We start from the raw sequence: 12939 nt of genomic DNA on the forward strand, positions 1-12939 counted from the left end.
GTCAGTTCACTTCCTGCGTTCGCGGTAGGCGGCCACCAGCGCGGCCGTGGACGGGTCGAGGCCGGGGACGTCGGCGCCCTCGGTGAGGGCGGGCTCCACACGCTTGGCGAGGACCTTGCCGAGTTCGACGCCCCACTGGTCGAAGGAGTCGATGTTCCAGATCGCGCCCTGCGTGAACACCTTGTGCTCGTAGAGGGCGACCAGCTGGCCCAGCACCGACGGGGTCAGCTCGGTGGCCAGGATCGTCGTGGTGGGGTGGTTGCCCTGGAAGGTCTTGTGCGGGACCAGCTCCTCGGGCACGCCCTCGGCGCGCACCTCGTCCGGCGTCTTGCCGAAGGCCAGCGCCTGCCCCTGGGCGAGCAGGTTGGCCATCAGCAGGTCGTGCTGCGCCTTCAGCCGGTCGCTCAGCTCGGCGATCGGGCGGACGAAGCCGATCAGGTCGGCGGGGATGAGCTTGGTGCCCTGGTGGATCAACTGGTAGTAGGCGTGCTGCCCGTTGGTGCCCGGGGTGCCCCAGACGACCGGCCCCGTCTGCCAGCTCACAGGCCTGCCCTGGCGGTCCACCGACTTGCCGTTGGACTCCATGTCGAGCTGCTGGAGGTAGGCGGTGAACTTCGACAGGTAGTGCGAGTACGGCAGCACCGCGTGGGACTGCGCGTCGTGGAAGTTGTTGTACCAGACCCCCAACAGGCCCATGATCAGCGGCGCGTTGGCCTCCGGCGGGGCCGTGCGGAAGTGGTCGTCGACGATACGGAAACCGTCCAGCATCTCCCGGAACCGGTCCGGACCGATCGCGATCATCAGCGACAGCCCGATCGCCGAGTCGTAGGAGTACCGCCCGCCGACCCAGTCCCAGAACTCGAACATGTTCGCCGTGTCGATCCCGAACGCCGACACCTTCTCCGCGTTCGTCGACAGCGCCACGAAGTGCCGCGCCACCGCCTTCTCGTCCCCGAGCTCGTCCAGCAGCCAGGCGCGGGCGGACGTGGCGTTGGTGACCGTCTCGATCGTGGTGAACGTCTTCGACGCCACGATGAACAGCGTCTCCGCCGGATCCAGGTCCCGGATCGCCTCGTGCAGATCCGCGCCGTCCACGTTGGACACGAACCGGAACGTCAAGTCCCGCGCGGTGTAGGCGCGCAGCGCCTCGTACGCCATCGCCGGGCCCAGGTCGGAGCCGCCGATGCCGATGTTGACGACGTTGCGGATCCGCCGGCCCGTGTGACCGGTCCACTCGCCGGAGCGGACCCGGTGGGCGAAATCGGCCATCCGGTCCAGGACCGCGTGCACGGCCGGGACGACGTTCTCCCCGTCGACCTCGACCACCGCGTCCCTCGGCGCGCGCAGCGCGGTGTGCAGCACCGCGCGGTCCTCGGTGGTGTTGATCCGCTCCCCGCGGAACATCGCGTCCCGCAGCCCGAACACGTCCGTGGCCGCGGCCAGTTCCCGCAGCAGCCGCAGCGTCTCGTCGGTCACCAGATGCTTGGAGTAGTCGATCCGCAGGTCGCCGACGTGCACGACGTACCGCTCGGCGCGGGACGGGTCGTCGGTGAACAGGTCGCGCAGGCCCGGGACCCCCTGGTCGCGGTGCTGTTCCAGGGCGGCCCACTCGGGGCGGCGGTTCGGTTCGGGGACGTCAGACATGGGCGGGGGTCTCCTCGGTGGCCTCGCCGCGCAGGGCGACGGCGTACATCTCGTCCGCGTCGAGGCGCCTGAGCTCCTCGGCGATGAGTTCGGCGGTGGAGCGGACCTTCAGGGCGAGCCGGCGCGGCGGCTGGCCGGGCAGGGTGAGGGTGGCCAGGGGCCCCTCGGGGCGGTCGATGACGATCTCGCCGTTCTCGGTGCCCAGCCGGACCGCCGTGACGGCGGGGCCCGCGGTCACCACCCGGTCTACGGGGACCCGCAGCCGGGCCTCCAGCCAGCGCGCCAGCAGCTCCGCGGCCGGGTTCTCCGCCTCGGCCTCGACGGTCGCCGACGTGACGGTGGTGCGGGCCTGGTCGAGGGCGGCGGCCAGCATCGAGCGCCACAGGGTCAGCCGGGTCCAGGCCAGGTCGGTGTCGCCGGGCGCGTAGGCGCGCTCCCGGGCGCGCAGGACCGCCATCGGGTCCTCCGTCGCGTACAGGTCGGTGATCCTGCGCTGGCCGAGCGCTCCGAGGGGGTCCTTGGAGGGGTTCTCGGGCGCGTCGGCGGGCCACCACACCACCACCGGGGCGTCCGGCAGCAGCAGCGGCAGCACCACCGAGTCGGCGTGCTCGGACACCTCGCCGTAGGTGCGCAGCACCACCGTCTCGCCGGTGCCGGCCTCGGACCCCACCCGCACCTCGGCGTCGAGCCGGGAGTGGGTGCGCTCGCGCGGGTTGCGGGCGTGCCGCTTGATGACGACCAGGGTGCGCGAGGGGTGCTCGTGCGAGGCCTCCTCGGCCGCCTTGATGGCGTCGTAGGCGTTCTCCTCGTCCGTGACGATCACCATCGTCAGGACCATGCCCACGGCGGGGGTGCCTATGGCGCGGCGGCCCCGCACCAGTGCCTTGTTGATTTCGCTTGCCGTGGTGTCGGTCAGGTCGATCTTCATGGCCTGCGCCAGCTCCGTCCGTCTCGTGCGAGCATCTCGTCGGCTTCCGCGGGTCCCCAGCTGCCCGATGCGTACCGCGCAGGCCGGCCGTGCGACGCCCAGTACTCCTCGATCGGGTCGAGGATCTTCCAGGACTCTTCCACTTCCTGGTGACGGGGGAACAGGTTGGCGTCCCCCAGGAGGACGTCCAGGATGAGCCGTTCGTAGGCCTCGGGGCTGGACTCGGTGAACGACTCGCCGTAGGCGAAGTCCATCGTCACGTCCCGCAGCTCCATGGACGTCCCGGGCACCTTGGAGCCGAAGCGGACCGTCATGCCCTCGTCCGGCTGGACGCGGATCACGATGGCGTTCTGGCCGAGCTCCTCGGTGGCGGAGGTGTCGAAGGGGGAGTGCGGCGCCCGCTGGAAGACCACCGCGATCTCGGTGACCCGGCGGCCGAGCCGCTTGCCGGTGCGCAGGTAGAAGGGGACGCCCGCCCAGCGCCGGTTGTCCACCCCGAGCTTGATCGCCGCGTAGGTGTCGGTGGTCGAGGACGGGTCGATGCCGTCCTCCTCGAGGTAACCGCGCACCTTCGCGCCGCCCTGCCACGCGGCCGCGTACTGGCCGCGCACGGTGTGCAGCCCCAGGTCCTCGGGGAGCCGCACGGCACGGAACACCTTCAGCTTCTCGGTGAGCAGCGACGTCGCGTCGAAGGAGGCGGGTTCCTCCATCGCGGTGAGCGCCATGAGCTGGAGGAGGTGGTTCTGGATGACGTCGCGGGCGGCGCCGATGCCGTCGTAGTAGCCGGCCCGGCCGCCGATGCCGATGTCCTCGGCCATGGTGATCTGCACATGGTCGACGAACGAGCGGTTCCAGATGGGCTCGAACATCTGGTTGGCGAAGCGCAGCGCCAGGATGTTCTGGACGGTCTCCTTGCCCAGGTAGTGGTCGATCCGGAAGACCTGCTCCGGGTCGAACACCTCGTGCACGATCGCGTTCAGCTCCTGCGCGGACCGCAGGTCGTGCCCGAACGGCTTCTCGATCACGGCGCGCCGCCAGGACCCCTCGGGCGCGTCCGCCAGGCCGTGTTTCTTGAGCTGCTGCACCACCTTCGGGAAGAACTTCGGCGGCACGGACAGGTAGAAGGCGTAGTTGCCGCTGGTGCCGCGGGAGGCGTCCAGCTCGTCGACGGCCTTGCGCAGCTGGTCGAAGGCGTGGTCGTCGTCGAAGTCGCCGGGCACGAACCGCATGCCCTCCGACAGCTGCTGCCAGACCTCCTCACGGAAGGGCGTGCGCGCGTGCTCCTTGACCGCGTCGTGCACCACCTCGGCGAAGTCCTGGTCCTCCCAGTCGCGGCGGGCGAAGCCCACCAGGGAGAAGCCCGGCGGCAGCAGCCCCCGGTTGGCGAGGTCGTACACGGCCGGCATCAGCTTCCTGCGGGACAGGTCGCCGGTCACCCCGAAGATGACCAGACCGGACGGGCCCGCGATCCGGGGCAGCCGGCGGTCCCGGGGGTCGCGCAGCGGGTTGGCCCAGCCGGGCGGGGGCGCGGTGAGGGCGGTGACGGCGTCCGTCCGCTCCTCACGCACCGCCTCGGGGGCGTCCGCCGCCGGTTCGGTGGTCTCGTCGGTCATTCCGCGTCAACTCCCTCGCTGTCGGACGCCGTCGCCGCCGCCTGGCGCGGCCACGGCCCGGCGTCCTCGGACCTCGCCCTGCCCGGGTTCCCCGGCTGCCGCGCCGCCTCGCCGTACGCGCTGCCGGCCGCCGCGGAGGGGTCCTCCCCATACAGGGTGTCCTCGTCCGCGGGGTCCTTCACCCCGGTGCACCCCCGCGGGGGCGGCTGGGCCCCGGCTCCGGACCCGCCGGACATATCGAACACTTCTTCGCGCTTCGTGCGGATCACGCTGATCGTCTTCTTTCTCGCGCTCGCGTCAACCGCGCCCGGTGTCCGCCGATTCCCGCCGGTCGGCCGTGCCGGTCCCCGTGCGGGTGCTCGTCTCCACGTGGTCCTCGATCCGGGCGTAAGGAACTCTGCAGCGCGTTCAAGAGTAAAAGTCTGACTTATTCACAACGAGGTTCCGGTGTGCCGGCCTGTGGTGAAAGTGGGACACGGGCGCCCCCGGACGGGGTGCCCGACGGGCTCGTGACGGACATGGGAGACATGGCAGGCGGATTCCCCCAGGGGGGTGACGGCGGCGCCCGGACGGCGGACGGGGGCGACGGCGGCGGAATCAGAACCTTTCCCTTCCCGGTCGAGCGGAGCGTCTGCGGGGTCGGCATGCGGATCGCCCCCATGCGCCCCGACCGCACCTGGCGCGGCCGACGCACCCCTGGACCGGGTGCACCGCATCGAATCCCCATCGTGATGCTGCTCGACGGCGGACCGCTCCGGTACATGATCGACTTCACCGAGTACGAGGCCACGGCGGGCGACGTGCTGTGGATCCGCCCGGGGCAGGCCCACCGCTTCTCCCGGGACGCCGAGTACCGCGGAACCGTCCTCGCCATGCAGCCCGGCTTCCTGCCCCGCGCCACCGTCGAGGCCACCGGCCTCTACCGCTACGACCGGCCCCCGCTGATGCGCCCCGGCCCGGCCCGGCTCGCCGCGCTCCGCGCCGCCTCCGACCAGCTGCGCCGCGAGTACGAGGACACCGACACCCTGCCGCTGAGCCTCCACACGGCCGTGCTGCGGCACGCGTTGACCGCGTTCCTGCTGCGCCTCGCCCATCTCGCCGCCGGCTCCGAGGGCGCGGCCCGGCCGGCCGAGGACAGCGCCTTCACCCTCTTCCGCGAGGCGGTGGAACGGGACTTCGCCACCGTCCACAGCGTCACCGCGTACGCCGACGCCCTCGGCTGCTCGCGGCGGACCCTGGCCCGTGTGGTGCGCGCCGCCACCGGGGAGACGCCCAAGGCGTTCATCGACAAGCGGGTGGTGCTGGAGGCCAAGCGGCTCCTCGCGCACACCGATCTGCCGACGGCACGCGTCGGCGCCGCCGTCGGCTTCCCGGACGCGGCGAACTTCTCCAAGTTCTTCCAGCAGCACACCGGCACCGCCCCGGCCGCGTTCCGCGCCGAACACCGCTGAGCGGCGGCGCCCGGGACGCGACGAGGGCCCCGCGCGGGATGCGCGGGGCCCTCGCCACCGGCCGGGAGGGCCGGGTGTGTGGGGGGTGGGGACGGAGGGTCAGGGGGAGGTGAGCACCTGCACGTAGTCCACGAGCATCGAGTGGCCGGGCTGGGTGCCCGCGTCGGGGCCGCCGCCGAACGCGTCGGGGAAGCCGCCGCCCATCGCCACGTTGAGGATGACGAAGAAGCCGTGGTCCGTGGCGTTCGTCCAGGTCGTCGCGTCGACCTGGTTCTCCCGGACGGTATGGAAGTTGTTGTCGTCGAGGTAGAAGCGGATCTCCTCCACGTCCGACGAGCGGTCCCACTCCACCCGGTAGGTGTGGAAGCCGGCCTGACAGGACGTGCCCTGGCAGGTGGTCTGGCCGCCGATGCCGCTGGTCTCGTTGCACGGGCCGCCCGGCGAGGTGCCGCAGTGCATCGTGGCGAACACCGTGTTCATGCCCTGGGTGTTCTCCATGATGTCCAGCTCGCCGACGGCGGGCCAGTTCCAGTAGTCGCCCCGGTACGGGGCGCCAAGCATCCAGAACGCGGGCCAGTAGCCCTTGGCGGCGTCGCCGGTGACGTTCGGGACCTGGATACGGGCCTCGACGCGGAGTTTGCCGCCGGCCGGGGGCTGGAAGTCGTCGCGGTTGGTCTCGACGCGCCCCGACGTCCAGTTGCCGGCGCCGTCGCGCCGGGGCGTGATGCGCAGGTTGCCGTTGCCGTCGAGGGAGACGTTCTCCGGGTTCGACGTCATCGTCTCGATCTCGCCGGTGCCCCAGTTGGAGGGGCCGCCGGGGTAGCCGGTGCCGGTGGCGTAGCGCCAGTTGCCGGTGTCGACTCCGCTGCCCTCGGCGCCGTCGAAGTCGTCGGCGAAGACCTGGGTCCAGCCCGACGGCGGGGGCGGCGCGGAGGCGCTGGCGGTGGGGCCGTTGAGGGCGAGCACGCCCGCCCCGAGCGCCAGTGCGCCCGTGAGGGCGACGAGCGTGCGCCTCAGCCGCCGCCGTTTGTGGGGGGTTCGGGGTGTGCCGGAGGTGTCGTTCATGTGGGGGATGACCTCTCGGTGCTGATGGTTGTGCGGGTAGGTCCTCGAGAGCCCGGAACTGAGAGCTCGGATTCAGCGTGAGAGCGCTCTCACGGTCCCGCCAATGTGCTCCGGGGCCCCTCCGGCGTCAAGAGGTGTAACCGTAAAACTCCGTTGCCCGTACGGGAGTTCACCTCTCGAATGGGAGCGAACCGGGGAAACCGGGGCGGGGTGTTGGGCGCGTAGGGTGCCTGGGACCGGAGCCCCGGACGCCGCGCCGTCTCTCGGACTCCCGACGGCGCCTTCTGCCGGGGGAGTTCGCGTGCCTCCTCGCTCACCCCGAACCGGTCGTGGGCCGGCGCAGCGGGGCCGGGGCCCACCCAGGCGTGGCGGCCGAGCAGCGCCGTCGTGGCCGGCACCAGCAGGTTGATCGCGCAGTTCCCCGCGCCCCCTTGAGGCGTTTGCGGTGCGCGTGTGTTTGACGGGGGCGCCCTGTGGCGGCTGGCCCCGCGGGTGCCGCGTTGTGAGGGCTGGGCGCGAAGTTCCCCGCGGCCCTTTTGGGGTGATGGGGGTGCGGGTGTGTTGGAGGAGGCCGCCCCTTGTCGGCTCGCCCCCGCGGGTGCCGCGTTGTGGGGGTTGGGCGCGCAGTTCCCCGCGCCCCTTTCGGGGCGCTTGTAGGGTCGGCGTTGAGGCTGCTGCGGGAGGTGTGGGTGTGAGGCTGGCGATTCTTGGTGGTGGTGGGTTTCGGGTGCCGCTCGTTTATGGGGCGCTGCTCGGGGACCGGGGGCCCGGGCGGGTGACCCGGGTCGTGCTGCACGACGTGGACGCCGGGCGGTTGCGGGCCATCTCGCGGGTGCTGGGGGAGCAGGCCGCCGGGGTGGCCGACGCGCCCGAGGTGGTCGCGACCACCGATCTGGACGAGGCGCTGCGCGGCGCGGACTTCGTGTTCTCCGCCATCCGTGTCGGCGGGCTGGAGGGAAGGGCGAACGACGAGCGGGTCGCCCTCGCCGAGGGGGTGCTCGGGCAGGAGACCGTGGGCGCCGGAGGCATCGCCTACGGGCTGCGCACCGTGCCCGTCGCCGTCGACATCGCCCGCCGGGTGGCCCGCCTCGCCCCCGACGCCTGGGTCATCAACTTCACCAACCCCGCCGGCCTGGTCACCGAGGCCATGTCCCGCCACCTCGGCGACCGCGTCATCGGCATCTGCGACTCGCCCGTCGGGCTCGGCCGCCGTATCGCCCGGGTGCTCGGCGCCAAACCCGACGAGGCGTGGATCGACTACGTCGGCCTCAACCACCTCGGCTGGGTACGCGGCCTGCGCGTGGCCGGCCGGGACCAGCTGCCGCGTCTGCTCGCCGACCCCGCGCTGCTCGGCTCGTTCGAGGAGGGCCGGCTGTTCGGCGCGGACTGGCTGCGCTCGCTGGGCGCGATCCCCAACGAGTACCTGCACTACTACTACTTCAACCGCGAGGCCGTGCAGGCCTACCGGGAGGCGGAGAAGACCCGCGGCGCCTTCCTGCGCGACCAGCAGGAGAGCTTCTACGCCGGGACCGCCGACCCGGCCGTGTCCGCGCTGGAGTTGTGGGACCGAACCCGCGCCGAGCGGGAGGCGACCTACATGAGCGAGAACCGGGAGGCGGCCGGCGCGGGGGAGCGCGAGGCCGACGACCTGTCGGGCGGTTACGAGAAGGTGGCGCTCGCGCTGATGCGGGCCATCGCCCGGGACGAGCGCGCCACCCTGATCCTCGACGTCCGCAACCGCGGAACCCTTTCAGCGCTGGACGACGACGCCGTGATCGAGGTGCCCTGCCTGGTGGACGCGAACGGGGCGCACCCCGTATCGGCCGATCCGCTTCCCGGGCACGCCGTCGGTCTGGTCTGCGCCGTGAAGGCCGTGGAGCGTGAGGTGATGGAGGCGGTCCGGTCGGGGTCCCGCGCCACGGCGGTCAAGGCCTTCGCCCTGCACCCGCTGGTGGACTCGGTGAGCGTGGCCCGCCGGCTCGTGGACGCCTACACGGCCGTCCACCCCGGACTCGCCTACCTGGGGCGGTAGACGGGGAGTTGGCATCGGGCCGGCCGGTCGCCCCCCGTGACAGCGGCCGACCGACCCGAGCTCCCCCCGGTCCCCCGTGCTCCCCCCGGCGGCTTCCCCAGTCGCCGTTCACCATCAAGAGCACGGAGCCCGGGGCCTGATACACCCTGGCGCGGATTTCTTTGAGAAAATTCCAGGAAGCCCGTCGCCGGCCCGCCGTCACCCGATGCGGCGGCCCTACTGCAGCGCCCCCGACGCCGCCCGCGGCTCGACGGGCGTCGCCTGCGCGGGCAGCGCGTCCAGCGTGCCCGTGACCGCCGGCGACTCGGTCCGCCGCCGTGGCACCGTCACCGGCAGCAGCGGGCGCGGACCGGACACCACCGTGTAGTCCTGGCCCAGGAAGGGCGGTTCGATCCGGCCCGGGTCGTCGCCGAGCGCCAGCCGCACCGCCGCCCAGGGCACGTTCACCCCGCACTGCGCGAGCTGGTGCAGCCCGCCCGCGGGGCGCGTGTTGACGTCCATCAGCACCGGCCGGTCGCCGAGCATCCGGAACTGGATGTTGGACAGGTGGTGCAGGCCGAAGCCCTCCGCGATCCGCCGGGCCGGCTCCAGCCACTGCTCGTGCAGGGTGAAGCCCCGCCGGCGGCCGTGCTTGGTGCGGCCGATCGCCAGCCGGACCCGGTTGTCCGGCCCGGTGAGGCAGTCCACGGACACCTCCGGCTGTTCCAGCCGCGGCATCACCAGCCAGTCGACGGGCTCCTCGGCCCGGCGCAGGGACTCCAGCACCAGGTCGAGCGGGACCTGCGGGCCGGGGAAGCCCCTCAGCTGGGAGAGCCCGAAAGGCTCGCGGGTGATCATGCGGAAGCCGACCCCGCCCGCGCCGGACGCGGGCTTGAAACAGGCCCGGTGACCCATCCGCTCCAACTCCTCGACGGCGATGAGGAGTTCGTCGGCGCCACGGACCCGCCACCACGGCGGCACGGGGACGCCTATCGACTCGACCGCCTGGTAGGCGACCACCTTGTCCTCGAACACGGCCACCGCCTCCGGGGGCGGGGCCAGCAGTGCGGTCCCGGCCGCCTCGAACTCGGCGCGGTGCGCCACGATCGCCGACTGGTGCAGCCGGGGCACGAACACGTCGATGCCGCGCCGCTCGCACTGGGTGAGCGCGTACTCGACGTACGCGGCGGGGGAGAGGCCCTCCGGCTCCAGCTCGGCCGTGTCGGCCGCGGCGAGGACGGGGGAGTCGGGGTCGCCGTGGGTGGCATGGATCTCGACGGCCCGGTCGCTGGGATTTCGCCGCAGCTGATCCATGAAGAACACGTTCTCCGCGTACGTGCGGTTGAGCCAGACGCGTACGCGAGAGACCATGCAGGCCGCCTTTCAACGGTGTGCGGGCAGGGCGGAGCAGCCCGTGCCCGGGCATGACGTAGGGAGGTGCACCGAACCGCCGTGCGGGAAAAGACGTGTCCATGGCGGTGGTGTAGGGCAGATCATACGACCAAGAAGGGCCCTCCTGATACCACGGTCGGGTGACGGTCCGCGGTTGTTCCGGCGGGGCGTTTGTGATCTCGTGGTGAGGTCCGGCGGCTGCTGAAGGGACGACGGTGATGGCGACGGGTGGAGGCGGCCCCCAGCTGTGGGCCATCAGTGATCTGCACATCGGCTACGCCGAGAACCGCGACCTGGTCGAGGACATGCGGCCCGAGTCCGACGGAGACTGGCTGCTGGTCGCCGGCGACGTCGCGGAGACGGTGGAGGACATCCGCTGGGCCCTCAAGACCCTCGCCGGACGCTTCGCCCGCGTGATCTGGACACCGGGGAACCACGAACTGTGGACCCACCCGAGTGATGCCGTCACCCTGCGGGGCGTCGCCCGCTACGACCACCTGGTCGAGCAGTGCCGCGAACTGGGCGTGCTCACCCCCGAGGACCCGTACCCGGTCTGGGACGGCCCCGGCGGCCCGGTCGCCGTCGTGCCCCTCTTCCTCCTGTACGACTACTCGTTCCTCCCGCCCGGCTGCACCACCAAGGAGGAGGGCCTGGAGTACGCGCACGGCACCGGGGTGGTCTGCACGGACGAGCGCCTGCTGCACCCGGACCCGTATCCGACCCGTGAGGACTGGTGCAGGGCGCGCGTCGACGAGACCCGACGCCGCCTCGCTGAGCTCCCCGGGGACCTCCCCCTGATCCCCGTCACGCACTGGCCGCTGCACCGCCATCCCACCGAGGTGCTGTGGTACCCGGAGTTCGCCATGTGGTGCGGCACCACGCTGACCGAGGACTGGCACCAGCGATATCCCGTGCAGATTTCGGTCTACGGCCACCTGCACATCCCCCGCACGACCTACCAGGACGGCATCCGCTTCGAGGAGGTCTCGGTGGGCTACCCACGCGAGTGGCGCGAACGGCCGACCCCACCGGGCCGGCTCCGCCGGATCCTGCCCGTGGAGGAGCCGGCCCGGTGATCGAGGCTCTGGTCCCGCCGACGGTGGCCGCCGTCGAGGCCTACGGCGACGAGGGCGTGGACGCCCCCCTGTTCCCCGAGGAGGAGGCCCTCCTCACCCGCGCGGTCGCCAAGCGCCGCCGCGAGTTCACGGCCGTACGGTCCTGTGCCCGGCGCGCCATGGAGAAGCTCGGCGTGCCCGCGGTGCCCGTCGTCTCCGGCGAGCGGGGCGCGCCCGTCTGGCCCGAGGGGGTGACCGGCAGCATGACGCACTGCGAGGGCTACTGCGCCGCTGCGCTGGTCCACGTCGGTGACGTGGCGTCCCTCGGCATCGACGCGGAGCCGCACGCGCCGCTTCCCGAGGGCGTGCTGTCCACCATCGCCCTGCCTCAGGAGGCGGCTCGCATCGCCCGCCTCCTCGCGGAGCGACCGGACGTGCACTGGGATCGGCTGCTGTTCAGCGTAAAGGAGTCCGTCTACAAGGCGTGGTATCCGCTCACGCGGAAGTGGCTGGACTTCTCGGAGGCGGACATCGCCGTCCAGGGAGACGGCACTTTTCACGCGGAGTTGTTGGTTCCGGGCCCGGTGGTTTCAGGCCGCCGCCTGGATCACTTCACCGGTGCGTGGACCGCCCAGGGCTCCCTGCTCGCCACGGCGGTGACCGTCCCACACGGGTGAGCGCGGGATCGGCGGCGCGCCGTGGGGCGGTCGGCAGGTCGCCGTCGTGCCGGCCGGTGCGGGCTGGGCGCGCAGTTCCCCGCGCTCCCAAGGGGCGCGGGAAACTGCGCGGGCAACCCCACGGCGCCGCAGCCGCCCGACCTCCGGTCAGACCCCGGCGCGACGCGCCAAAACCTCAGCGCCCCGGCTGCCACTCCCGCACCATCCTGAAGAACTCCTCCTCGTTCCCCGCCAGCCCCGCCCCCTCCAACGCGGCCTCCGCCTCCGCGAGGACGGACGGCGGGACCACCGGCAGCACAGCCGGCCCCGCCGGGCCGGAACCGTCGCCGCCGAAGGCGGCGCGAACCGTGTGCAGCAGTCTGAGATAGGCCTGGACGGCGGTGCGCTCGCGGTCGGTCAGTACGGCGGTGGGCATCGCTCGGCTCTCCCCGTGTCGTCGGCGTGGGTCCCCGCGCCCCCGGCACGAACGGGGGCGCACCACCAGCTTGCCGCCCACCACTGACAATCGCCCCGAGCCGCCGCCGGCAGGGCGTCAGCTCTGCGGACCCAGGTACCCCAGCGACGCACCGATCCGCCCCGCCAGATGGTCCCGCTGGACGGGACCCCGCAGCGACGAACCGGCCAGGAACGTCCGGCACTTGCTGGCCAGCAGCAGCCCGAACGCCTCGGCCTCCTTCTCCTCCGCGAGGTCGAACCGCGTGCGCGCGGCGACCCGCAGCACCGTCGCCCGCAGCGTGTCGTCGTCGAGGGACGCGCCCCATAACCGGGTCGCGACCTCCGCGCCCGCGACATGGTGGCCGCAGTGGCCGGCCTTCATGTGCCACAGTTCGTGACCCAGGATCACCAACTGGTGGTCGGGCGCGGTGCGTTCCTCGACCACGACGAGGTCCTGGTCCGCCATGTCGAGCCACAGCCCGCTCGCGGTGCCCGGCGGGAAGGCCGCCGTGCGGAACAGCACCGGCCGCCCCCGGCGCCGGCTCATCGCCTCGCACAGGGCGGCGTAGAGATCGGCGGGCCGCGCCGGGACGGGAAGCGTCAGCTCCGTGACCAACTCGCCGCACAAGCGGCGCATTTCCCTACCGATGCCCACAGTTCTCCCCGGG

10 protein-coding genes and 2 pseudogenes are annotated in these 12939 nt (G+C 72.3%); 4 read left to right on the plus strand and 8 right to left on the minus strand.

Annotated elements, in window-relative coordinates:
• Positions 1-6: 6 nt before the first annotated feature.
• The 4 genes from pgi to ACQY0Z_RS26905 are packed head-to-tail and all read right to left on the minus strand — an operon-like array spanning position 7 to position 4367.
• The gene (gene pgi, locus ACQY0Z_RS26890) at positions 7-1644 is read right to left on the minus strand and encodes a glucose-6-phosphate isomerase (RefSeq protein WP_439812951.1); all 1638 of its coding nucleotides are present in this window, start codon (positions 1642-1644) and stop codon (positions 7-9) included.
• Positions 1637-2572 carry a glucose-6-phosphate dehydrogenase assembly protein OpcA gene (opcA, locus tag ACQY0Z_RS26895; RefSeq protein ID WP_254588660.1) on the minus strand — a complete coding sequence of 312 codons (936 nt, stop codon included), beginning with the start codon at positions 2570-2572 and terminating at the stop codon, positions 1637-1639. The genes pgi and opcA overlap by 8 nt, the downstream gene beginning before the upstream one ends.
• The gene (gene zwf / locus ACQY0Z_RS26900) at positions 2569-4185 is read right to left on the minus strand and encodes a glucose-6-phosphate dehydrogenase (RefSeq protein ID WP_189904043.1); all 1617 of its coding nucleotides are present in this window, start codon (positions 4183-4185) and stop codon (positions 2569-2571) included. The genes opcA and zwf overlap by 4 nt, the downstream gene beginning before the upstream one ends.
• Complete coding sequence (locus tag ACQY0Z_RS26905; RefSeq protein WP_254588661.1) at positions 4182-4367, minus strand: hypothetical protein; 186 nt, start codon at positions 4365-4367, stop codon at positions 4182-4184. Before ACQY0Z_RS26905 ends, zwf begins: the two co-directional genes overlap by 4 nt.
• 345 nt (positions 4368-4712) lie before the next feature.
• Here ACQY0Z_RS26905 and ACQY0Z_RS26910 point away from each other — a divergent pair.
• A pseudogene (locus ACQY0Z_RS26910) lies at positions 4713-5636 on the plus strand (helix-turn-helix domain-containing protein).
• Positions 5637-5741: 105 nt separating this feature from the next.
• Here ACQY0Z_RS26910 and ACQY0Z_RS26915 read toward each other — a convergent pair.
• Positions 5742-6701, minus strand: a pseudogene (locus tag ACQY0Z_RS26915) (glycoside hydrolase family 16 protein); the annotation flags it as partial.
• 691 nt (positions 6702-7392) lie between these two features.
• Here ACQY0Z_RS26915 and ACQY0Z_RS26920 point away from each other — a divergent pair.
• A complete protein-coding gene (locus tag ACQY0Z_RS26920) occupies positions 7393-8733 on the plus strand; it encodes a family 4 glycosyl hydrolase (protein ID WP_189904038.1) in 1341 nt (446 codons plus the stop codon).
• Between the two features lie 216 nt (positions 8734-8949).
• Here the strand turns inward: ACQY0Z_RS26920 and ACQY0Z_RS26925 are convergent, their stop codons facing one another.
• A complete protein-coding gene (locus ACQY0Z_RS26925) occupies positions 8950-10083 on the minus strand; it encodes an ATP-grasp domain-containing protein (protein ID WP_189904036.1) in 1134 nt (377 codons plus the stop codon).
• 239 nt (positions 10084-10322) lie between these two features.
• Between ACQY0Z_RS26925 and ACQY0Z_RS26930 the strand changes: the two genes are divergently transcribed.
• Positions 10323-11180, plus strand: a complete 858-nt coding sequence (locus ACQY0Z_RS26930) for a metallophosphoesterase family protein (RefSeq protein WP_254588179.1) — start codon at positions 10323-10325, stop codon at positions 11178-11180.
• Positions 11177-11836, plus strand: a complete 660-nt coding sequence (locus ACQY0Z_RS26935) for a 4'-phosphopantetheinyl transferase family protein (RefSeq protein WP_254588178.1) — start codon at positions 11177-11179, stop codon at positions 11834-11836. Before ACQY0Z_RS26930 ends, ACQY0Z_RS26935 begins: the two co-directional genes overlap by 4 nt.
• A gap of 175 nt (positions 11837-12011) precedes the next feature.
• Here the strand turns inward: ACQY0Z_RS26935 and ACQY0Z_RS26940 are convergent, their stop codons facing one another.
• Positions 12012-12251: a hypothetical protein gene (locus tag ACQY0Z_RS26940; RefSeq protein WP_189904030.1), complete on the minus strand. Its 240-nt coding sequence runs from the start codon at positions 12249-12251 to the stop codon at positions 12012-12014.
• 117 nt (positions 12252-12368) lie between these two features.
• Positions 12369-12908, minus strand: coding sequence for a toxin-antitoxin system, toxin component (locus ACQY0Z_RS26945; protein WP_189904028.1), 540 nt, complete (start codon positions 12906-12908; stop codon positions 12369-12371).
• Between the last annotated feature and the right edge of the window lie 31 nt (positions 12909-12939).

Origin of the sequence: Streptomyces sp. P9-2, from assembly GCF_051903975.1 — a bacterium.
In the GTDB taxonomy this organism is placed as follows: domain Bacteria; phylum Actinomycetota; class Actinomycetes; order Streptomycetales; family Streptomycetaceae; genus Streptomyces; species Streptomyces cellulosae.

Coding starts and splice junctions, on each gene's coding strand:
- ACQY0Z_RS26945 (WP_189904028.1), bottom strand. CDS start 12,908: ATGCGCCGCTTGTGCGGCGAGTTGGTCACGGAGCTGACGCTTCCCGTC.
- opcA (WP_254588660.1), bottom strand. CDS start 2,572: ATGAAGATCGACCTGACCGACACCACGGCAAGCGAAATCAACAAGGCA.
- ACQY0Z_RS26940 (WP_189904030.1), bottom strand. CDS start 12,251: ATGCCCACCGCCGTACTGACCGACCGCGAGCGCACCGCCGTCCAGGCC.
- ACQY0Z_RS26925 (WP_189904036.1), bottom strand. CDS start 10,083: ATGGTCTCTCGCGTACGCGTCTGGCTCAACCGCACGTACGCGGAGAAC.
- pgi (WP_439812951.1), bottom strand. CDS start 1,644: ATGTCTGACGTCCCCGAACCGAACCGCCGCCCCGAGTGGGCCGCCCTG.
- ACQY0Z_RS26930 (WP_254588179.1), top strand. CDS start 10,323: ATGGCGACGGGTGGAGGCGGCCCCCAGCTGTGGGCCATCAGTGATCTG.
- zwf (WP_189904043.1), bottom strand. CDS start 4,185: ATGACCGACGAGACCACCGAACCGGCGGCGGACGCCCCCGAGGCGGTG.